The sequence below is a fragment of the uncultured Phyllobacterium sp. genome, assembly GCF_902479695.1.
GTDB classification, from domain to species: Bacteria; Pseudomonadota; Alphaproteobacteria; order Rhizobiales; family Rhizobiaceae; genus Phyllobacterium; species Phyllobacterium calauticae.
The window spans coordinates 105,211-124,753 of record NZ_CABSQF010000001.1 but is presented as its reverse complement, the minus strand read 5'-3'; the positions used below and the strand labels follow the sequence as shown (position 1 = coordinate 124,753).

The following is a 19,543-nucleotide window of genomic DNA, read 5'->3' as shown; positions in this document are numbered from 1 at the left end:
GTTGTTCCCTATTCCAGAGGTTGCTTCTTATTCTTCGAATGCGGTTGCGTCGGAAGAAATCGTGTCGGGCCAGCCGCGCGAAGCGATGACCATTTTGGCGAGGATGTCGGACAGCATCATGCGTTCGGCGGGGCTGAGTGCCTCCAGCATCATGCGTTCCCGGTCGATCATGGGCGCCATCTTGGCTTCGACAATCGCCCGGCCTTCCGGCGTCAGGCACAGGACGACGCGGCGAAGATCTCCCAGATCCTCCTCGCGCCGGACCAGCTTGAGGCGGTCGAGCTTCTTGGTTGCGCGGCTCAACGTGTTCTTTGGAAAACCGGAACCGGCCACCACTTCCGAAAGCGTGGTGCGGTCCCGCAGAAACAGCGAATAGAGCACGACGAATTCGGGGCGCAGCAGGTCATGATCCGCATTGATCGTGCCATATACGGGGTTGTTGTAGTGCAGTGCCAGATAGTTGATGCGGAAGGAAAGCCAACAGGGGTTCGACCATAGCTTTGCATAAAGAATATCGCTTTCCGCAATACTCTCGTTCGGCGCTGTCGTGCGTCCGGCACGGCCCTCCAGCAGCGCGATATCGATCAGGTTCTGCATGCGCGCTCCTCGCCATTAAGTTCCATTAGGGACAAAATATCTTGCTATTGCTGTATGTCAAACGTAATTTTTGTACCATTTGGAACTTGTATGCACATGATCCTTGTGTTTATGCTTGGGGACGAAATCAGCAGAGGTAAGTGGCATGCGCATAAGTGCGATGAACTGGAGTCAGGTTGAGGAACGCGTCCGCAGGGATGACCGGTGCATCCTGCCCATTGGCAGCGTGGAGCAACACGCGCGGCTGAGTCTCGCGACCGACATGATCCTGGCGGAAAAAGTATCGGTCGATGCAGCCGAGCCGCTCGGCGTTCCGGTTTTCCCGGTCTTGCCCTATGGGCTTGCTTCAAGTTTTGCCGATTTTCCGGGAACCGTATCGCTGAGCCTGCGCACCTATGTCGGTGTGATCGAGGACGTCCTTGATAGCCTCTATCACGGCGGTTTCCGCCGTATCCTCATTGTCAACGGACATGGGGGCAACACGCCGGCGGGAACGGTTGTTTCCGAATGGCTCAATCGCAATCGTGATGCCAGTGTGAAAATGCACGATTGGTGGCGTGCACCCAAGACCATGGGCAAGGTTCTCGAAATCGACAATCGCGCGTCGCACGCCTCCTGGATGGAAAATTTCCCCTGGACGCGCCTTCCGGGTGTCGCCCAGCCAGACCATGCACAGGAACGCGTTGATTTTGGCGCGTTAGCCCGCGTCGGCGCCGGCGGCAAGCGGGCACAGCTTTCTCAGGGCGAGGGCAACTACCACGGACTGTTCGAGCGGCCCGATGCTGACATGCTGGCGATCTGGGATGTTGCCGTCGGGGAAACACGGGAAGAGCTGGAAAACGGCTGGCATTGATTGTTGTCACCGGCGGATGCAGGGAAGCCCGCCGGTGACAGCCAATTCAAACAAGCACGAATGTGCAGGGGAAGGTTGAGCGAATGGTTGCGTTCATTGTCAGGCGATTATGGCAGGCGGCACTGGTCATGCTCGTCATGTCATTGCTGGTTTTTCTGGGTGTCTTCGTCATCGGAAACCCGGTCGACGTGCTGATTTCTCCGGATGCAACCCAGGACATCCGCAATCGCGTCATTGCGCAGTATGGCCTCGATCTGCCCATCTGGCAGCAGTATCTGCACTTCGCAAGCAACCTTCTGCATGGCGATCTGGGTCGTTCATTCGTCTACAACATGCCGGTTTCCCAGCTGATTGCCTCGCGCTTCCCCGCGACAATGGAGCTCGCGGTTATCGCTGTTCTCCTGGCAAGCCTCATCGGCATACCGCTTGGAATATATGCGGGGTACAAACCGGAAAGCTGGACCGCGAAGGTGATCATGGCCCTGTCCATTCTCGGCTTCTCGGTTCCCACCTTCTGGATCGGGCTCATGCTCATCATGGTCTTTGCCGTGCAACTGGGCATCATGCCGGCAGGCGGCCGCGGCGAGACGGTTTCTGTTTTCGGCGTTCCCCTCAGTTTTCTGACGTTCGATGGCATGCGCCACCTCATCCTGCCGGCCGTCAACCTGTCCCTGTTCAAGATGTCGATGATGATACGGCTGGCGGCCTCTGGCACGCGGGAAGTGATGCTGACCGATACGATCAAGTTTGCCCGGGCGGCAGGCATCCATGAGTGGACGATCCTGCGCCGGCACGTGCTGCGGTTGATTTCCATTCCGCTCGTGACCGTATTCGGACTGGAACTGGGCTCGACCATTGCGTTCGCCGTCGTGACCGAGACGATCTATTCGTGGCCGGGTCTCGGAAAGCTGATCATTGACAGCATCACGTCGCTGGACCGGCCGGTGATGGTGGCCTATCTCATGCTGGTTTCGCTCATGTTCATTACGATCAACCTGGTTGTCGATCTGGCCTATGCTGTCCTCGATCCGCGCATGCGCCATGGGGGCGGCAAATGACCCTATCCGTCGAAAAAGCCCGTACCTCATCCGATTTCTGGGCAGAGTTTGCACGCCATCCCGTTGCTGTCATCGCTGCCGTCATACTGCTCGTTGTCATTGTGCTGGCTGTTTTCGCGCCGCTGATTGCGCCGCAGGACCCCTACGATCTTTCAAGCCTTGTGATGCGTGATGCACGCAGGGCACCGGGATATATCGGCACCGGCGGATATACCCACATTCTGGGAACCGACAGCCAGGGCCGTGATCTCTTTTCCGCCATCCTCTACGGCCTGCGCATTTCGCTGGAAATGGGCCTTCTCGCGGGCGCGATAGCCTTTTCGATCGGCGCGCTGGTCGGCTGTACCGCCGCCTACGTGGGCGGGCGTTTTGAAGCCCTCGTGATGCGGCTGGTGGATCTGCAGCTTTCGTTCCCGGCGATCCTGCTCGCTTTCGTGGTGGCGGCACTCCTCGGCCAGGGCAAGGGGCAGCTGATTGTCGCACTGGTCTTTTCGCAATACGCCTATTTCGTGCGCACTGCCCATGGCGCGGCCGCCGTTGAACGGAACAAGGACTATGTCGAGGCCGCTCTGTCCGTACCCATGAGCGGCTGGTTTGTGGTGACACGGCATATCCTGCCCAATGCGCTGCCGCCGCTTATCGTCGTGGCGACCGTTCAGGTGGCGAGCGCCATTTCGCTAGAAGCAACCCTGTCATTTCTCGGGGTCGGTCTGCCGCCCACCGAACCATCGCTCGGCATGCTGATTTCCGGCGGCTTCCAGTATCTTCTCTCCGGCCGATACTGGATTTCCATCTATCCGGGCGTGGCTCTCATCGTTCTCATCATGGCGATCAATCTTGTCGGTGATCAGGTGCGGAGTCAGCTCAATCCGAGGTTGAAACGATGACCGCTCCCCTTCTCGAAGTGATCGATCTTTGCACCTATTTCGAAGCGCGGACGGGAACCGTGAAATCAGTCGACGGCATCTCGCTCCATCTGGAAAAGGGCGAGATTCTGGGACTGGTGGGCGAGTCAGGCTCGGGCAAGTCCATTACCGGCTTTTCCCTGATCGGTCTCATCGACAAGCCAGGGCGCATTGTCAGCGGTTCGATCAAACTTGATGGCCGCGAACTTGTTGGCCTCAGCGAGCCGGAATTGCGCAAGATCCGTGGCCGGGACATTGCCATGGTCTTCCAGGACCCGATGATGACACTCAATCCGGTCCTGACCGTATTGGATCAGATGACCCTGGCGCTGCAGGCGCATGAACGGATTTCAGACGCCGATGCCCGCCTGCGTGCTGTCGAGGCGCTGCGAAAGGTTCGCATTGTCGATCCTGAACAGAAGGTGGATTTTTATCCGCACCAGTTCTCCGGTGGCATGCGCCAGCGCGTTGCCATAGCCATTGCGCTGCTGCACCGGCCCAAAATTGTCATTGCCGACGAACCGACCACCGCACTTGATGTGTCGGTCCAGGCGGAAATTCTCATTGAAGTAAAGTCGCTGGTTGCCGAGCTTGGCATTTCCATGATTTGGATCAGCCATGACTTGGCAACCGTGGCTTCCATCTCGAAGCGCATCGCCGTGATGAAGGCGGGCAAGATCGTGGAAACGGGCCTTGCCTCCGAGGTCCTGCGCACGCCAAGCCATCCCTATACGCAATCTCTGCTCGATGCATTGCCATCGCGGTCAAAGCCCGGTCAGCGGCTGGGTGCTGGCGCCAATGACATTGACGGCGAAAGCGCTGCGCGTCCCATTGCCGCCGCGATGGCCGATCCGTCCTTCGTCGCGATGGATGGGCTCGTCAAAGTGTTTGAACAGAAGCGTGGTTTCTGGGCGCGGCTGGGCGAGCGGTCCGGCCTGCTCAAATCAAAGAAGCCAGTGCTTGCCGTTGAAAACGTTGATCTGACCATAGCAAGGGGAGAGGCGCTTGGATTGGTCGGGGAATCCGGTTCGGGCAAATCGACGCTCGGCCGTATTGTTTGCGGCATCTATCAGCCGACCGAAGGCAGGGTAACGCTGAACAACAGCCCGGTGATGTCCGCCGGCCCGCAGCCGAGAAAGCTGACCACCAATGTCCAGATGATCTTTCAGGATCCCTTTGCGTCACTTGACCCGCGCCGCACGATTGGACAGTCCATCGCGGAAGGACCGATAGCGCATGGCCTGACCAGCAAGGCCGAAGCCCGTTCGTATGTGGCGGAGTGGCTGAAGGCCGTCTCGCTCGATCCGGCATTTGCGGACCGCTATCCGCACCAGTTTTCGGGCGGCCAGCGCCAGCGTATCGCCATCGCCCGCGCCTTGGCCATGCGCCCCGACGTCATTGTCTGCGACGAACCGGTGGCATCGCTCGACGTTTCCATTCAGGCGCAGATTCTCAACCTTCTTTTGCAATTGCGCAAGGAACTGGGCCTGACGCTGCTGTTCATCAGTCATGACCTTTCCGTCGTGCGTCATCTCTGCGACCGGGTTGCCGTGATGTATCGCGGCAAGATCATCGAAGTGGGGACGGCGGAGGAAATATTCGACGCGCCGCAGGAGGCCTATACGCGCGCGCTCCTCAGCGCCATACCAAAGCTCGCCTGAGGCGCTCACGCATTGATTTGCCACCCGGGGGCGAGGGTGGCAACGCGACTTTCCCATAAAACTGCGGAGAGAAAAGCGCGCAACGCAGGCAGCAGATGATCCGCTATTTGACTTTTGTCAGATCACGTGAATATTGTCTAATCAGCGATATTTTGTGAGGAACTTCAATGCCTGTCCGGTCCGCCGATCAGATAATCCATAAGGCCGCCTGGCTCTATTATACCCATGGTTTGCGGCAAGACGAAGTGGCCAAGCATCTCGATATTTCCCGCGCATCCGTGGCGATGTATCTGCGCCGTGCGCGCGAAATCGGCATTGTCACCATCTCCACATCGACGGAATTGTTTTCCGATGACGTTCTTGCGCGCGAAACCGAGGATGCCCTTGGCCTTGAAACCGTATGGATCATTCCCGAAGACAGGCAGGCTTTCAATCCATCTGTTGAAATGCCCGTTGTTGCAGCGGCTGCGTTCATTGAGTTGATCAACAAGGGTGATCGTGTCGGCGTGGCCTGGGGGCGGACTGTCTATCATATCGCCGACGTCATGCCTTACGCAGACCTGCAGGGCGTGGCGGTCGTGCAGCTCTGCGGTAATCTCGGGGCGCCGTATTCCTATCGCCCGGATCAATGCACGACTGAAATTGCCCGCCGGTTGAACGCGGAAGGCATCAACCTTTACGCACCGCTCGTGCTCAGCTCTGAACGTCTGGCGGAGGAGTTGCGCCGGGAGCCGGTTATCCGGGAGCAGTTATTGGCAATCACCGACTGTCAGCTGGCGCTTTATTCTGTGGGTGGCATCGAAGATGACAGCCATCTGGTGAAATGCGGCGCAATCACCGCGGCTGAAATGCATGCACTCGGGCAGGCCGGCGCTGCGGGTGTGATTGCCGGGCAACTGATCGACGTGGACGGGCAGTGGCTGGACTGCGCCCATAACCGGCGCTGTATTTCTGCGGATCTCGATTCCATCCGGAAAATTCCTAAAAGGATGCTGGTGGTTCAGGAGGACAGCAAGTACGAACCGCTTGTGGCAGCAATCAAGGGCGGGTTTGCGTCCCATCTCATGGTCACGGCATCCATGGCGAAACGCCTGCTCAAACGCGCCAAGGGCGCCGGGCTAAAACAAGCATAGCAACAGTTGGAAACATTGGCGGATCGCCTGGCCCGTTGCCAGGCCGTGAGACCATTTGCCGGACGGGAGGAGTTCGCATGAAAAATTTGTGGAATGACAAAGAGGCCGAAGACATGGTGGCGGCCTATGCCGCCAAGGGTATCAACCGCGATCTCGCATTGAGAACTTATACCACGCGGCTTCTCGGAAGCGTGCCGCAGTTGGTGTTGCACGGCGGCGGAAACACCTCCGTCAAAACCACGGTCAAGGATCTGATTGGTGACGAGTGGGATGTGCTCTGCGTGAAGGGGAGCGGCTGGGACATGGGTATCATCGAGCCCGCCGGCCTGCCGGCCGTCAAGATCGCCCCCCTGCTCAAGGCCCGCAAGCTGAGTAAATTGTCCGATGAGGATATGGTCACCCTGCAACGGGCAAACCTGATTGATCCGGCTTCGCCAAACCCGTCAGTGGAAGCGCTGCTGCATGCCTTCATCCCGCATAAATTTGTGGATCACACCCATTCGACCGCAATTCTGGCTATCGCTGACCAGGCGGAGAGCCGGGCCCTCAGTGAGAAAATCTTTGGCAGCAAAATGGGCTTCGTGCCCTACGTGATGCCCGGTTTTGATCTGGCAAAGCGGGCCGGCGAGGTTTTTGATGCGGATCCCACCGTTGACGGTCTCATTCTCGACAAGCACGGCATTTTCACGTTTGGCGCGACGGCTCGGGAAGCCTACGACCGCATGATTCATTATGTCTCGCTCGCCGAGACCTATGTCCGCGACAAGGGGCGGAACCCGTTTACACCGGCGGCGTTGCCGGAAACGCTCGCCAAACCAGGTGATATCGCTGCTATCGTGCGCGGCGCCGTCGCCGTCAATCGGGGCGAAGGCAAGTTTGATCGCATGGTCAGCGAATTCCGCTCGTCACCGGCGATCCTCGAGTTTGTCAATGCTACCGCCGTTCACGAGATGGCGCAGCGCGGCGTGTCGACCCCTGACTTGTCCATACGGATCAAGACTGGTCCGATGGTGCTCCCAGCGCCTGATGGCAGTGATATCGATGCGTTCAAGGTGGCGGTGGAACGCGCCGTGGCGGCTTATGTGGCGGATTATACCGACTATTTCACAACGAATGATCAGCGCAGCAGCGGAAAGCGGATCATGCTCGATCCGATGCCCCGGCTGACGCTGGTGCCAGGCCTCGGCATGTTCGGACACGGCCGTACGCTCAAGGATGCCAGAATTGCCGCGGATGTCGGTGAGATGTGGATCGAAGCAGCGCGGGATGCGGAGTCCATCGGGCGGTTCGAACCGGTGAGCCGGCCCGATCTGTTTGATCTGGAATACTGGTCGCTGGAGCAGGCCAAGCTTGCCAGCGCGAAGGCAAAGCCGCTCACAGGCCAGGTGGCCTTGGTGACGGGTGGGGCGGGCGCCATCGGGGCCGCAACGGCCAGGCTGTTCGCCCAGCAGGGCGCTCACGTTGCCGTGCTGGATCTCGACGCGGCAAAGGCGGAGGCCGTTGCCCGGTCCGCCGGCAATGATTCCATCGGCCTGGCCTGCGATGTGACCGATCCCGCATCCGTCCGTGCGGCGTTCGAGGCTGTCGTTGCCGCCTATGGCGGCGTCGATATCGTTATTTCCAATGCGGGAGCCGCATGGGAAAGCCCGATTGCAACCCTTGACGACGGTTTGCTGCGCAAGAGTTTTGAACTCAACTTTTTTGCACACCAGACCGTGGCGCAATGTGCCGTACCCATAATGAAACAACAGCGGACCGGCGGCGCCCTTCTGTTCAATGCCAGCAAACAGGCGGTCAATCCGGGTGCCAAATTTGGTGCCTATGGCCTGCCCAAGGCCGCGACCCTCTTCTTGTCGCGCCAGTATGCCCTGGAACATGGTGCGGACGGCATACGCTCCAACGCGGTAAACGCAGACCGTATCCGGTCCGGCCTATTGAATGACGAGATGATTGCGAACCGTTCGGCATCCCGCGGGCTTTCGACCAGCGAATATATGGCGGGCAATTTGCTCGGGCGGGAAGTCACGGCCGATGATGTGGCCCAGGCGTTTTTGCACCATGCACTGGCGGAGCGGACAACAGCCGACGTGACGACCGTTGATGGCGGGAACATCGCGGCGGCTCTGCGCTGATCGGGGCGTGCTGGTACACAACAAAAAGGCGGCCTTTCGGGCCGCCTTTTTCGTTTGTCATTTTCCCTTGGGAAGCGGCATCCATGCGGGCACCGCGACATCCGCATGGGCGAATTGCGGCAGTTTGGCCGCCAGTTCTTCCATGTTCTTGATATCGGCGCTGTTGAGCTGGCTTTGTGTGATCAGTGTCGGGGGCACAATGACGTTGTGACCGGGATCCTGACCGGCAAGCAGCATGGCCAGCGCGCGCACGGAAACCTGGCCGACAACGGCCGGATTGGTCGCAGCGGTCGCTGTCCAGGCACTGGCCGGCTCACGCATTGCCGCGATGTCTGATGTCGAAATATCCGCCGAGTAGATTTTGACACTGGAGGAAAGTCCGGCCTCGTCAACGGCAATTTTTACGCCCTTGGCGAACTCATCATAGGGCGCAAACATCACGGTAATGTCCGGATTGGCAGAGATAACCGAGCGCGCCTGATTGGCTACCGAATTGGCGATCGGATTGTCCATCGTTCCGAACATAGCGGCTTCATGAATGCCGGAATATTTCTTCTTGAATTCCTTCCAGGTCTCGTCGCGACGGTCGAGAGGCGCGATCCCTGCGACATAGACATAACCGGCTTTCCAGCTGTCGCCATTGTCCTTGACGGCTTGCTCCAGGGCCAGCCGCGCAAGGTCGCGATCGGACTGTTCGATTTGCGGTATCTTGTCGTTGCCGACATTCACGTCGAACGCAACGACCTTGATCCCCGCGTCCACGGCGCGTTGCGCAGCATCCTTCATGGACTCCGTCAAGCCGTGCTGGATGATGATCCCATTGACACCGAGGGCAATCGCCTGATCGACCATGTCAGACTGCAAGGCAGCATCCTGCCGGCTGTCCAGCACGCGAAGATCGACGCCAAGCGCCTTTGCCTGGGCCTCGACGCCGGAAAGATAGGACTGGAAGAAGTCACCCGTCGAAAGGTATCGCACCAGGGCAATCTTGACCTTGCCGGGATTATCAAACGGAGCGGGCATGCCATCGGCAAATGCAGCACCGCCCAACATGGTCGCACCAAGCAAGCCGAATCCGAGCTTGGCAAAAATTCTCCGCGTCACCTTCATTTCATTTCCTCCATTTTTGATTTTCTTGTACTTGTCCCAATTGCCTCGGGGTATCCGCCCGCTCAGCGTTTGCCTCTTTTGGAGAGTGCAAATGTAAACACCAGTGCGACCACCAGCACCGCGCCCTTGACGAAATCCTGCGTATAGTAGGGGGCGTTCATCATGGTCAGCCCCTGCAGCAGCACGCCGACAAACAGCGCACCGATACCGGTGCCGAAAGCATTTGGTTTTGCAGCGCCCAGCACGGCAAAGCCGATCAGTGCCGCAGCGACAGAATCCAGCAGCAGATTATTGCCTGAAGCGATATCGCCGCGGCCAAGACGCGCAGCGAGCAATATGCCGCCAACGGAAGCAAAAACGCCCGATATGATATAGGCGCTGATCTTGTATGCTTTAACCGGAGCGCCGGCGAGTTCGGCCGCGCGCTCATTCGAGCCAACGGCATACATCATGCGTCCGAAGCGGGTGTATTCGAGGAAAAACCAGATCAGCACGGCCAGAACGATCAACACGACGACGGATACCGGCAAGAGGTTTGGCAGGATGAAGTCGAAGCGGTGACGGCCCAAGGCGAGGAAAACCGGGCTGAACGTACCGTTGGCGACGCTGCCGTCCGGCAAGGTCATTCCCGTGGCGATGGAGCGCCCTTCGGTCGGAATGCGTTGAAGCCCGACCAGCAGGAACATCATGCCCAGGGTCGCGAGGAGATCGGGGACCCGCATATAGACAATCAATATTCCATTGATAAGCCCGACGATGATGCCGATGGCAAGACAGACGAGCGTCGCGGTCAGGGCGTCTCCGCCCATCACCACCATGACGTAGGACGATGCCATCATGGCGGTGGTCGCCACGGATCCGATTGAAAGGTCGAAACCGCCAACGACCAGCGTTGCCGTAACGCCTAGCGCCAATATGCCGGTGATAGAGACGGACTGGAGAATGAACACCGCGCTTTGCGGCGAGGCAAACCCGTTGGTCACGATACAGAAATAGATGATCAGACCGGCAAGCAGAGACAGAAAACCGTATTTGATTGCCAGATCGCGGACAGGCAGCGCGCTGCTTTTCGTCCCGTGCTTTGAAGCGGGGGCAATAATGGAGGTCGGTGGTGTATTGGTATTCATTCAAATGACCATTCTGTGCTGGCCGGCGATTTCAGCCAGCAGCTTATCGATGTTGACATCGGCGTTGCGATGCTCGCCGACGAGTGTGTGTTCCGACATGACGACAATCCGGTCCGCAATTTCGAAGGCTTCGTCGATCTCGGTCAGGAAGACCAGGGTCGCACGCCCATCGGCGGAGGCGCGAAGTTTCGAGCCGATATCCCGTCTTGCGGCGATATCGACGCCCTGAAACGGTTCATCGAGAATGAGCATGCGTGATGCCTCGCTCAACCAGCGGGCAACCATGACTTTCTGCTGGTTGCCACCGGACAAGGTGTCCATTTCGTCCCGCTCGGTGCGGCAGACGACGCTGAGCGATGCGATCTGCTCGCGCGCCCTGTTCCTTTCACGCCGCCGGTTGGAAACCGAAAAGAAGCTGCTGCGTTTGAGAAAAGGCAGGCTGATATTCTCGTATATGTTGAAATCCGGCACGATACCGCTGTCGGCGCGGTCCTTGGCGACAAGGAAAACACCCTGATTGATGGCTTGTCTGGTTGTGCGGGGCGCATAGGGGCGGCCGTCCAGACGCATACTGCCCGCTATCGGCCTTCGGACGCCGAAAAGCGTCTCGGCAAGGGCCGTCTTGCCGACGCCGACGAGGCCGGTGACGGCCACGATCTCGCCGTCGCCCAGCGTGAGGGAGAATGGCCGGCTTCCCGGAGCGATGCACAGGTTTTCGATCTGCAGAACCGGTGCGCTGGCATCTCTGGTGACGACGTTGCCGAGGCTGATCTTTTGACCGAGCATGGCGTTGACTGCGCCGCCGTAGTCCAGTTCGGGGCCATCAAAAACACCGCTGATCCGGCCGTCGCGCAACGTCACAATAATGTCTGCCAGCCGGCGTATATCGGACATGCGGTGGGATATGTACAGGATCGCCACACCGCGGGCGCGCAAACGATCGATCACCTGAAACAGCCGTTCTGCTTCCACGCTCGACAGGGACGATGTCGGCTCATCGAGAATGAGCACCTTCGGCTCATGCGCCATGGCCCGGGCAATGGCGACCATCTGCCGCTCCGCCAGCGGCAGATCAGCAACAATCGCACCAAGATCGATATGCAGCCCCATGCGCTCGGCGACGACTGCCGCCTCCCGCCGTACGCGACGCGGGTTGAAAATTGCCCGCGCCCCACGCCCGTTCAATCGATCCAGTGTCAGGTTCGTTGCAACGTCCAGATCTGCTACGACGCCATCATTGATATTCTGGTGAACCGTTACAACGCCTGCACGAATAGCTTCCGCGGGCGATGCCGGCGAAAACTCCCGGCCATCGAGGCTGATTGCTCCCGACGTTCGCGCATATACACCGCTGACAATCCGGACAAGCGTGGATTTGCCAGCGCCGTTGGCACCCATCAGGATTGTGACAGTTCCTGCACGCAATTCCAGATCGATCCCATCCAGTACCTGGATTGAACCAAACGATTTGCGCAATTTTTCAATACGGAAGACGGTTTCCTCGACCATCTGCTCCTCCCCTTGCGAGCATGCTAGGACGCCACATCATCAAATGTCAAGGCCATTGACATTTGCCAGTTTGCTGCCTTAACAAATGGAGGACAAGGGCACAAAAAGCTGAGAAATGGTTCTTGTCAGCAGGGAGGAATATCGAAATGCCTGTGTTTGAGGCCCTGAATGTGGAAACACTGCCGCTTCGTCTCGGTCAAAATACCATGCTGCTGCAACGACTCGGTGAAGACTGGAGGAGTTGGAAGGTCCGCGAAGTCGGCGACGGCAATTTAAACCTGGTCTTCATTGTCGAAGGCGCCGCGGGCAGCGCAATTGTCAAACAGGCACTGCCCTATGTGCGGCTGGTCGGCGAGAGCTGGCCATTGCCGTTGAAACGTTCATTCTTCGAGTACCATGCATTGACACGACAGGCGGCCCGTGATCCGGGCAGGGTGCCTGAAGTTTTCCATTTCGACGGTGAGCAGGCCATCATCGTTATGGAATTCCTGTCACCCCATGTCATTTTGCGGCGAGGGCTGATTGAAGGCAATCAGTATCCCAATGCGGCCCGTGATCTCGGTCTGTTTCTCGCCCGTACCCTGTTCCGTGGCTCAGATTTTTCAATGAAAGCGGCGACGCGCAAGGCGGATGTCGCGCTCTTTGCCGACAACGTCGAACTCTGCGACATTACCGAGAGCCTGGTTTTTTCGGATCCCTATTTCAACGCCCCATTGAATCGGCATACCGCGCCGCAACTGGACGGGCTTGTCGCTGCACTGCGCGCCGACCGTGACCTCAAGGTGGAAGCCCAGCGGCTCAAGCATCTGTTCGCCACGAAGGCCGAGACCCTGCTGCACGGTGACCTGCACACCGGGTCGGTGATGGTCACACCCGGCGAGACGCGGGTCATCGACCCGGAATTTGCGTTCTACGGCCCCATCGCCTTTGATGTCGGCATGCTGCTCGCCAATTTCTGGATGAATTATCTGGCGCAGCGCGGTCATGAGCAGGATGACAACCGTCGCGACATGCGCCGTTCCCTGCTTGAGGCTGTCGCGACGATTTGGGAAACGTTCCATTCCGAGTTCTCTCACCTCTGGCGTACCGAACGCAACGGCATCTTGTATCAACGCACCTTATTTGAGGATCAGGATGACAGCCTCGGTGCCGAACAGGCGCTCAACGAAGTGCTGCATGACATCTGGCAGGACATGCTGGGGTTTGCCGGAATTGAAATACACCGGCGCATTCTCGGCCTTGCCCACAACGCCGATTTTGAACTGATCGAGGATCCGGACCTGAGGGCGCGATGCGAATCCAAGGCGCTTAAGTTTGGCCGTCATCTGGCCTGCAACCGGCGCCACATCCATAGTTTGGCTGAAATCAACGGTTTGGTTGAACGGCTTGAAAAGGAGATTACCCTGTGAAAGTCGCAGACCGTCACTATCACACCATCTGGCTCAACAATGATGGTCGCTCGGTCGATATTATCGATCAGCGCTGGCTACCCCATGAATTCAAGGTGGTGACACTGAAAACGGTCGATGATGTCGCCATTGCCATCCGCGATATGTGGGTGCGCGGCGCACCTTTAATCGGGGTGACGGCGGCCTATGGCGTTGCGATCGCCATGGCGAATGATCCCTCCGATACCGCGCTGCACGATGTGTGGGACAAGCTGCATGAAACCCGGCCAACGGCAATCAATCTCCGCTGGGCGCTCGATACGATGCGCCAATATCTGCTGCCGCTACCGGAAAAGGACCGCATGGCGGCCGCCTATCGCCGGGCGGCTGACATTGCCGAGGAAGACGTAAAGCTCAATCGTCAGATCGGCCTGCACGGCCTCGAAATCATTCGCGATATTGCCGCAAGGAAAAAGCCGGGCGAGCCGGTCAATATTCTCACCCATTGCAATGCAGGCTGGCTCGCAACCGTCGACTACGGCACAGCAACCGCTCCTATCTATGTTGCGGCGGAGGAGGGGATCAACGTTCATGTCTATGTTGATGAGACACGTCCGCGCAACCAGGGAGCGCAACTGACGGCATGGGAGTTGAACGGACACGGTGTGCCGCATACGCTGATCGTCGACAATGCGGGCGGACATCTGATGCAGCATGGCCAGGTAGACATGGTTATTGTCGGTACCGACCGGACGACGGCCAACGGCGATGTGTGCAACAAGATCGGCACCTATCTGAAAGCCCTGGCGGCCAAGGACAACAACGTTCCCTTCTATGTGGCTTTGCCTTCCCCGACAATCGATTGGACTGTCCATGACGGGATCAGCGAGATTCCCATTGAAGAACGCGCCGGTGCGGAAGTGTCTCATGTGCAGGGACTGGCAGCCGACGGTAAAATCGCCTCCGTACAGATTTCCCCGACGGGCAGCCCCACTGCCAATCCGGCTTTCGATGTGACCCCCGCGCGTCTCATAACCGGGCTGATTACCGAACGCGGTGTTGCGCAAGCCTCGGCGGAAGGTTTAAGCGCCTTGTTTCCGCAAAGTAAGCGGTGATAATTCCGTCGGGATGCCATGAGCAGCGGGAAGATGCCTGAATGACCACATCAGTACAAGATTCCATCGATCTTCGCCGGGAAATGGTGACGACGTGCCGGTTGATGAACTCGAGCGGCGTCAACCAGGGAACGTCGGGGAATCTCTCCGTGCGCACGGATCGCGGATTTCTTGTGACACCGTCGTCCCTGCCTTATGAGACCATGCAGCCGGACGATCTCGTCGAGATGCACTTCGATGGCAGTTATGTGGGGCGGCCGCCATCGTCCGAATGGCGCTTTCACCGCGATATCCTGCAGAAGCGTTCCGATATCAATGTGGTTCTGCATTGCCACTCGGTCTATGCGACAACGCTTGCGTGCCACAACAAGACAATCCCGAGTTTCCACTACATGACCGGGATTGCCGGGGGAACGACGATCCGTTGCGCACCCTACGCCACTTTTGGAACGCAGGCACTGTCCAACAATGCGATCGTCGCACTGGAGAACAGGCTGGCATGCCTGCTCAGCCAGCATGGTCAGATATCCCTGGGGGTGACGCTTGAATCCGCCCTTTGGCTTGCAATCGAAATTGAAACCCTGTCGCGCATCTATGTCCAGGCACTCACTTTGGGCGAACCGCCGATCCTGTCAGACGAGGAAATGGAACGTGTCATCACCCAGATGCGCCAGATAAAGTACAGCATGAGCCAGCAAGGCTGAGCCTCTTGCCAGGGCTTACTGGCTGTTTGTCATGTCGAGTGCACTGGTCAGGTCGCCCAATGGCGGCTGATTGTAGGAGGCAACCGCATCATCGCGGACCGTGATCCCATGCAATGTCGGCAATTCGAAACGCTTGGTCAGGAAGCGTAGAATCGAGGTTGTGTCCATTGGCGTGTGATCAACGAAACCGCGGCGGGCGAACGGCGAGACAATGATGGCCGGGATACGGCTGCCAGGTCCCCAACGATCGCCTTTCGGCGGTGCGGCGTGGTCCCATATACCGCCATTTTCATCGTAGGTGACGATGACCAGCATATGCGGCCATTGCGGACTTTTTTCCAGATGCCCGATGATGTCGGCAATATGGGCATCGCCCGCCTCGATATCCGCATAGCCCGAGTGCTCGTTCAGATCACCTTGCGGTTTGTAGAAGGCAACTTGCGGCAGTGTGCCAGTATCGATTGCCTTGATGAATTGCGATCCGGCCAAGCCGCCATCGAGCAGATGCTCGGTGCGTGCCGCTGTTCCCGGCGCAAAATTCGCATAATAGTTGAACGGCTGATGATGGTACTGAAAATTGGGAACCGGCGTTTTGTTGCCGTGGTCCAGCACATCCTGCCACGCACCGCCATACCAGGCCCAACTGATATGCTTCAGGCTGAGCATATCGCCGATCGTCGGTTCGGTCTGCGGCGGGAGGGTTGTCGGGTTTGCGGGGTCTGCGGTCGCTGCATCGGCGTTCTTTGCGGGCGTGTTGCCGCTCGGCTGATAGGGCGGCTGCATGGTGTTGACGGCGTAGAAGTCCGGAGTGAGATTGCCATCGCCGGCAAATTTTGGGATGCCATCGATTGCCGATTTGGGTGAATTGGCAGCGAGCGTCAGCGAGACGCCATCCGGTTCCACCACGGCGACAGAAGGCTTGGCCGGGCTGGTGTCGGCATGGGCGTAATAGGGCGCGCACGCGCATATCAGCCATTGGTGATTGAAGAATGAGCCGCCAAAGCCGCCCATGAAAAATTCATCGGCAAGCGTGTATTTTTGCGCGACCTTCCACATCGCCGTCTTTGAACCGTTCCAAAGCCCCATGACCATTGCGCCGGAATCGGCATAGGCGACGAACTTATCGTTCTTGCCGCCATTGATCTGCATCTGGTTTTGATAGAACCGGTGCCACAAATCGTGGGTGATTGTGCCGAGGGGGAGATTGAACCCCTGGGGATCGTCGACCCGATAGGGGTGATTGGCAAGGTGCTCGGTCTCCGCCTGCGTGACCGGTGGAGTAACGCCTTTCGCGGTCAATCCGCCCCAAACAGGCGGTAATTCGCGTAGCGGAGTGTTGTCGCGGTCAAGCTGTGTGAGCGCTGCGTCCGAAACCCCCTGCAGGCCGTCTGCTCCGGGGAAACTGCCATAAAGATTATCAAAACTGCGGTTTTCTGCGTAGATCACCACCACGGTGTCGATCAGGTTCAGAGAGTTGGAATGACCGTCATTGTATCCTGCCGCCGACGCCGGAGAGAGCCCACCCATGGCGGCACTGATCACCGAAGCGGTCGCAATCATATTTATCCGCATGCTGGCAGTCTCCTTGTCGGCTATATGTTGATAACTTTTCAAGTTTACTCCACCATACCCACAAGCCGTCCAAACGTGCCCGGGGATCTGACGGAGGAAGCTAATCATAAAGCCTCTTGGATACACAAGCACAAAGCACCGGGCGGTGATCCTTTGCATCGTCGCGACGATCGGCGCTGCGGCGGCGGCGCACAGTGCGGTCACGGAAAGTTCAGGTAGAGCCGCGCCGGAACCATCGCGCGCGCAGGTGCGCGAGCAGGTGAAAGCACTTGGCGCGCTCGGTCAGGCCATGTTTTTCGATCCTGCCTTGTCAGGCTCCGGCAAGCTCTCCTGTGCGTCCTGCCATGATCCCGCCCACGGCTTTGCCGCCGCCAATGGTCTTGCGGTTCAGTTTGGCGGCGGCGATCTGCGGCAGCCTGGGGTGAGGGCGGTGCCATCGCTCAAATATTTGCAAGCTGTGCCGCCGTTCACCGAACATTTTTTTGAATCGGAAGATGATGCGGACGAAAGCATCGACAATGGCCCGACGGGCGGGCTGACTTGGGATGGCCGGGTCGATCGCGGCCAGCAACAGGCGAGGATCCCGCTGCTTTCCGATTTCGAAATGGGCAACAAGAATGATGAGGACATTGCTCGGCGGCTGATCGCGGCAGATTACGGCGCCAGGATTGCAGCAGTCGCCGGTCTGCAAGGCACGGCGGACTCGTCTGTTCTGGTCAATACCGCCCTCAAGGCACTGGAGGTGTTCGAACAGGACTACCGCACCTTTTACCCCTATACGAGCAAGTACGATGCAGTACTCGCCGGAAAAGCCGTGCTGACCGCACAGGAAGCGCGAGGCCTGGATCTGTTCAATGCGCCCGCGAAGGGCAATTGCGCGTCATGCCATGTGAGTCAGCGCGGCAATGACGGAACGCTGCCGCAATTTACCGATTACGGTCTGATTGCCCTGGGTGCGCCGCGCAATCCCGAGATTCCCGCAAACAAGGATTCTCATTATTTTGATCTGGGCCTTTGTGGCCCGCTCCGGACGGATTTCTTGAACCGCACGGACTATTGCGGTCTCTTCCGCACGCCCACACTGCGCAATGTGGCGCTTCGCAAGACATTCTTTCACAATGGCGTCTTTCACTCTCTGCAGCAAGCCGTTGAATTCTATGTCGAGCGCGAAACCAAGCCAGGGCGTTGGTATTCACGCAAGTCTGATGGCAGCGTTGACAAATATGACGATCTGCCGATGGACGCCAAAGCCAATGTGAACATGGATCCGCCCTTTGACCGGCATGCCGGGGAAGCGCCGGCTCTCACACCTGACGAGATCCAGGATGTCATCAGTTTTCTCAATACGCTGACCGATGGTTACACCCCGCCCGAACAATAGCGCTGCCGAGCCGTCAAAGACTTCTTTGTTCAAACAGCAAAGCTCTAGGATTGTCCGGGCAGGTCAAGCAACCTTGCCACCTCTACGGCTCCATTGCCGGATGCGGACAGCGCACCGCTGTCTTTCACATCGACAACGGATCCGTTGGCAAAGCTCAAAGACCAGCCGTCATTGCTGGCATTTCGGCGGCGATCGGTGAGTTCGATGCCAGACGCGGAGATCAGTGCAATGGCTTCATCGGCATCCATGATCGTCGCTCCATCTTAGCGGTTTCCTCGTCGTAGTTGAGTCTTCGCGCGCAGTTGAGTCAAGCGGAAACCGTCGCCACGGTAAGGTGCAATAGGCGCACATGTTCTATCTTCCGAAGACGAGCGACTGATGCGCGCCAACCCCGGCTTTGACACCGGCCGCTGCGGCCATCGTTGCATTGGCCATGGGACTGGCTGCATCGCCGGCCGCATAAACGCCCTTGACCGTTGTCTGCATCCAGTCGTCCACACGAATGAATGCCCCAAGCGGACCATCGTCGAAAGCACAGCCAAGCTGTTCCGCCAGCGGGCTGGCCATGCTGGTTTTCGGCGCGGTGAAAATAGCGTCGACAGGTACAACCCTGCCATCACTGAGTCTGACCGCTTCAAGCCGGGGTGCATTGCCCAGAAGCTCGACAACCGGTGTCCGTTCGATCGGTACATTCCTCGCCGCTAGACTGGATAGGTGCTCCGCATCCGGCTCAAACGTATTTTGAGTGAAGTATGTGGCCGGTCCCCAATCCGATATCAGCAGTGCCTGATGTGCCGACAGGGGTGTATTGGCCAGAACGCCCAGTGCCTGGCCGCCAACTTCATAGCCGTGGCAATAGGGGCAGTGAAGAACCGATAGGCCCCATCGCTCCGGCAGGCCAGGGATTGCAGGCAGATCATCTTTCACGCCGGTAGCCAGAATGAGACGCATGGCCCGCTTTTCGGTGCCGTCGGCCAACTCAACGGCAAAATGGTCGTTGGCTTGGCGGGCCGACACAGCCTCGCTATCGATAAACTCCACTGTCGGGTAGAGGGAAAGCTGCCGCCGCGCATCGCCAATGATATCGTGGGGCCGCCTGCCGTCCTGGCCCAGAAAACCATGGGATGCTTCGGCGAAGCGGTTGCGGGGCAGGCCGGCGTCAATCAGGAGCACGCGCCGGCGAGCACGGGCAATCTGGATGGCGGCGGAAAGACCGGCAAAACTGCCGCCGATAACAATGGCATCATAGGTCATGGAAGCTCCTTCATTGCGGGGGGCAAGATATTTCCAATGCCGGA

Annotated in this window: 17 protein-coding genes; 10 read left to right on the top strand and 7 right to left on the bottom strand. The window is 58.4% G+C overall.

Going from position 1 to position 19,543, the window contains the following annotated elements; genetic code table 11:
- Nucleotides 1-27: 27 nt before the first annotated feature.
- A complete protein-coding gene (locus RDL77_RS00585; RefSeq protein ID WP_288191407.1) occupies nt 28-597 on the bottom strand; it encodes a MarR family winged helix-turn-helix transcriptional regulator in 570 nt (189 codons plus the stop codon).
- 145 nt (nt 598-742) lie between these two features.
- Between RDL77_RS00585 and RDL77_RS00580 the strand changes: the two genes are divergently transcribed.
- From RDL77_RS00580 to RDL77_RS00555, 6 genes are all read left to right on the top strand, one after another.
- Nucleotides 743-1,450, top strand: a complete 708-nt coding sequence (locus RDL77_RS00580; protein WP_288191406.1) for a creatininase family protein — start codon at nt 743-745, stop codon at nt 1,448-1,450.
- Between the two features lie 83 nt (nt 1,451-1,533).
- On the top strand, nt 1,534-2,508 hold the full coding sequence (locus tag RDL77_RS00575; RefSeq protein ID WP_288191405.1) for an ABC transporter permease: 975 nt from the start codon (nt 1,534-1,536) through the stop codon (nt 2,506-2,508).
- Nucleotides 2,505-3,395, top strand: coding sequence for an ABC transporter permease (locus tag RDL77_RS00570; RefSeq protein WP_288191404.1), 891 nt, complete (start codon nt 2,505-2,507; stop codon nt 3,393-3,395). The genes RDL77_RS00575 and RDL77_RS00570 overlap by 4 nt, the downstream gene beginning before the upstream one ends.
- The gene (locus RDL77_RS00565) at nt 3,392-5,074 is read left to right on the top strand and encodes an ABC transporter ATP-binding protein (protein ID WP_288191403.1); all 1,683 of its coding nucleotides are present in this window, start codon (nt 3,392-3,394) and stop codon (nt 5,072-5,074) included. Before RDL77_RS00570 ends, RDL77_RS00565 begins: the two co-directional genes overlap by 4 nt.
- Nucleotides 5,075-5,241: 167 nt before the next feature.
- A complete protein-coding gene (locus RDL77_RS00560; protein WP_223614266.1) occupies nt 5,242-6,207 on the top strand; it encodes a sugar-binding transcriptional regulator in 966 nt (321 codons plus the stop codon).
- A 77-nt stretch (nt 6,208-6,284) separates the two neighbouring features.
- Nucleotides 6,285-8,339, top strand: a complete 2,055-nt coding sequence (locus RDL77_RS00555) for a bifunctional aldolase/short-chain dehydrogenase (protein WP_288191401.1) — start codon at nt 6,285-6,287, stop codon at nt 8,337-8,339.
- Between the two features lie 57 nt (nt 8,340-8,396).
- Here the strand turns inward: RDL77_RS00555 and RDL77_RS00550 are convergent, their stop codons facing one another.
- The 3 genes from RDL77_RS00550 to RDL77_RS00540 all read right to left on the bottom strand — a co-directional run bounded on the left by RDL77_RS00550 (nt 8,397) and on the right by RDL77_RS00540 (nt 12,085).
- Nucleotides 8,397-9,449, bottom strand: coding sequence for a substrate-binding domain-containing protein (locus RDL77_RS00550; protein WP_288191400.1), 1,053 nt, complete (start codon nt 9,447-9,449; stop codon nt 8,397-8,399).
- 62 nt (nt 9,450-9,511) lie between these two features.
- Complete coding sequence (locus tag RDL77_RS00545) at nt 9,512-10,507, bottom strand: ABC transporter permease (protein WP_165401922.1); 996 nt, start codon at nt 10,505-10,507, stop codon at nt 9,512-9,514.
- A 69-nt stretch (nt 10,508-10,576) separates the two neighbouring features.
- Entirely contained in the window at nt 10,577-12,085 is a 1,509-nt protein-coding gene (locus tag RDL77_RS00540; protein ID WP_288191399.1) for a sugar ABC transporter ATP-binding protein, read from the bottom strand.
- Between the two features lie 146 nt (nt 12,086-12,231).
- Between RDL77_RS00540 and mtnK the strand changes: the two genes are divergently transcribed.
- The 3 genes from mtnK to RDL77_RS00525 are packed head-to-tail and all read left to right on the top strand — an operon-like array spanning nt 12,232 to nt 15,292.
- Nucleotides 12,232-13,494: an S-methyl-5-thioribose kinase gene (mtnK, locus tag RDL77_RS00535; RefSeq protein WP_288191397.1), complete on the top strand. Its 1,263-nt coding sequence runs from the start codon at nt 12,232-12,234 to the stop codon at nt 13,492-13,494.
- Nucleotides 13,491-14,588, top strand: coding sequence for an S-methyl-5-thioribose-1-phosphate isomerase (gene mtnA / locus RDL77_RS00530; protein ID WP_288191395.1), 1,098 nt, complete (start codon nt 13,491-13,493; stop codon nt 14,586-14,588). Before mtnK ends, mtnA begins: the two co-directional genes overlap by 4 nt.
- Nucleotides 14,589-14,629: 41 nt before the next feature.
- Nucleotides 14,630-15,292, top strand: a complete 663-nt coding sequence (locus RDL77_RS00525) for a class II aldolase/adducin family protein (RefSeq protein WP_288191394.1) — start codon at nt 14,630-14,632, stop codon at nt 15,290-15,292.
- A gap of 15 nt (nt 15,293-15,307) precedes the next feature.
- Here RDL77_RS00525 and RDL77_RS00520 read toward each other — a convergent pair whose 3' ends face one another.
- Complete coding sequence (locus RDL77_RS00520) at nt 15,308-16,864, bottom strand: acid phosphatase (protein ID WP_288191522.1); 1,557 nt, start codon at nt 16,862-16,864, stop codon at nt 15,308-15,310.
- Nucleotides 16,865-17,009: 145 nt separating this feature from the next.
- Between RDL77_RS00520 and RDL77_RS00515 the strand changes: the two genes are divergently transcribed.
- Nucleotides 17,010-18,245: a cytochrome-c peroxidase gene (locus RDL77_RS00515; protein WP_288191393.1), complete on the top strand. Its 1,236-nt coding sequence runs from the start codon at nt 17,010-17,012 to the stop codon at nt 18,243-18,245.
- A gap of 44 nt (nt 18,246-18,289) precedes the next feature.
- On the opposite strand, the gene RDL77_RS00510 is transcribed toward RDL77_RS00515, so the two are convergent.
- Together RDL77_RS00510 and RDL77_RS00505 are read right to left on the bottom strand one after the other, a co-directional pair.
- Nucleotides 18,290-18,493 carry a hypothetical protein gene (locus RDL77_RS00510; protein WP_288191391.1) on the bottom strand — a complete coding sequence of 68 codons (204 nt, stop codon included), beginning with the start codon at nt 18,491-18,493 and terminating at the stop codon, nt 18,290-18,292.
- A 106-nt stretch (nt 18,494-18,599) separates the two neighbouring features.
- Nucleotides 18,600-19,499, bottom strand: a complete 900-nt coding sequence (locus tag RDL77_RS00505) for an NAD(P)/FAD-dependent oxidoreductase (protein WP_288191390.1) — start codon at nt 19,497-19,499, stop codon at nt 18,600-18,602.
- Between the last annotated feature and the right edge of the window lie 44 nt (nt 19,500-19,543).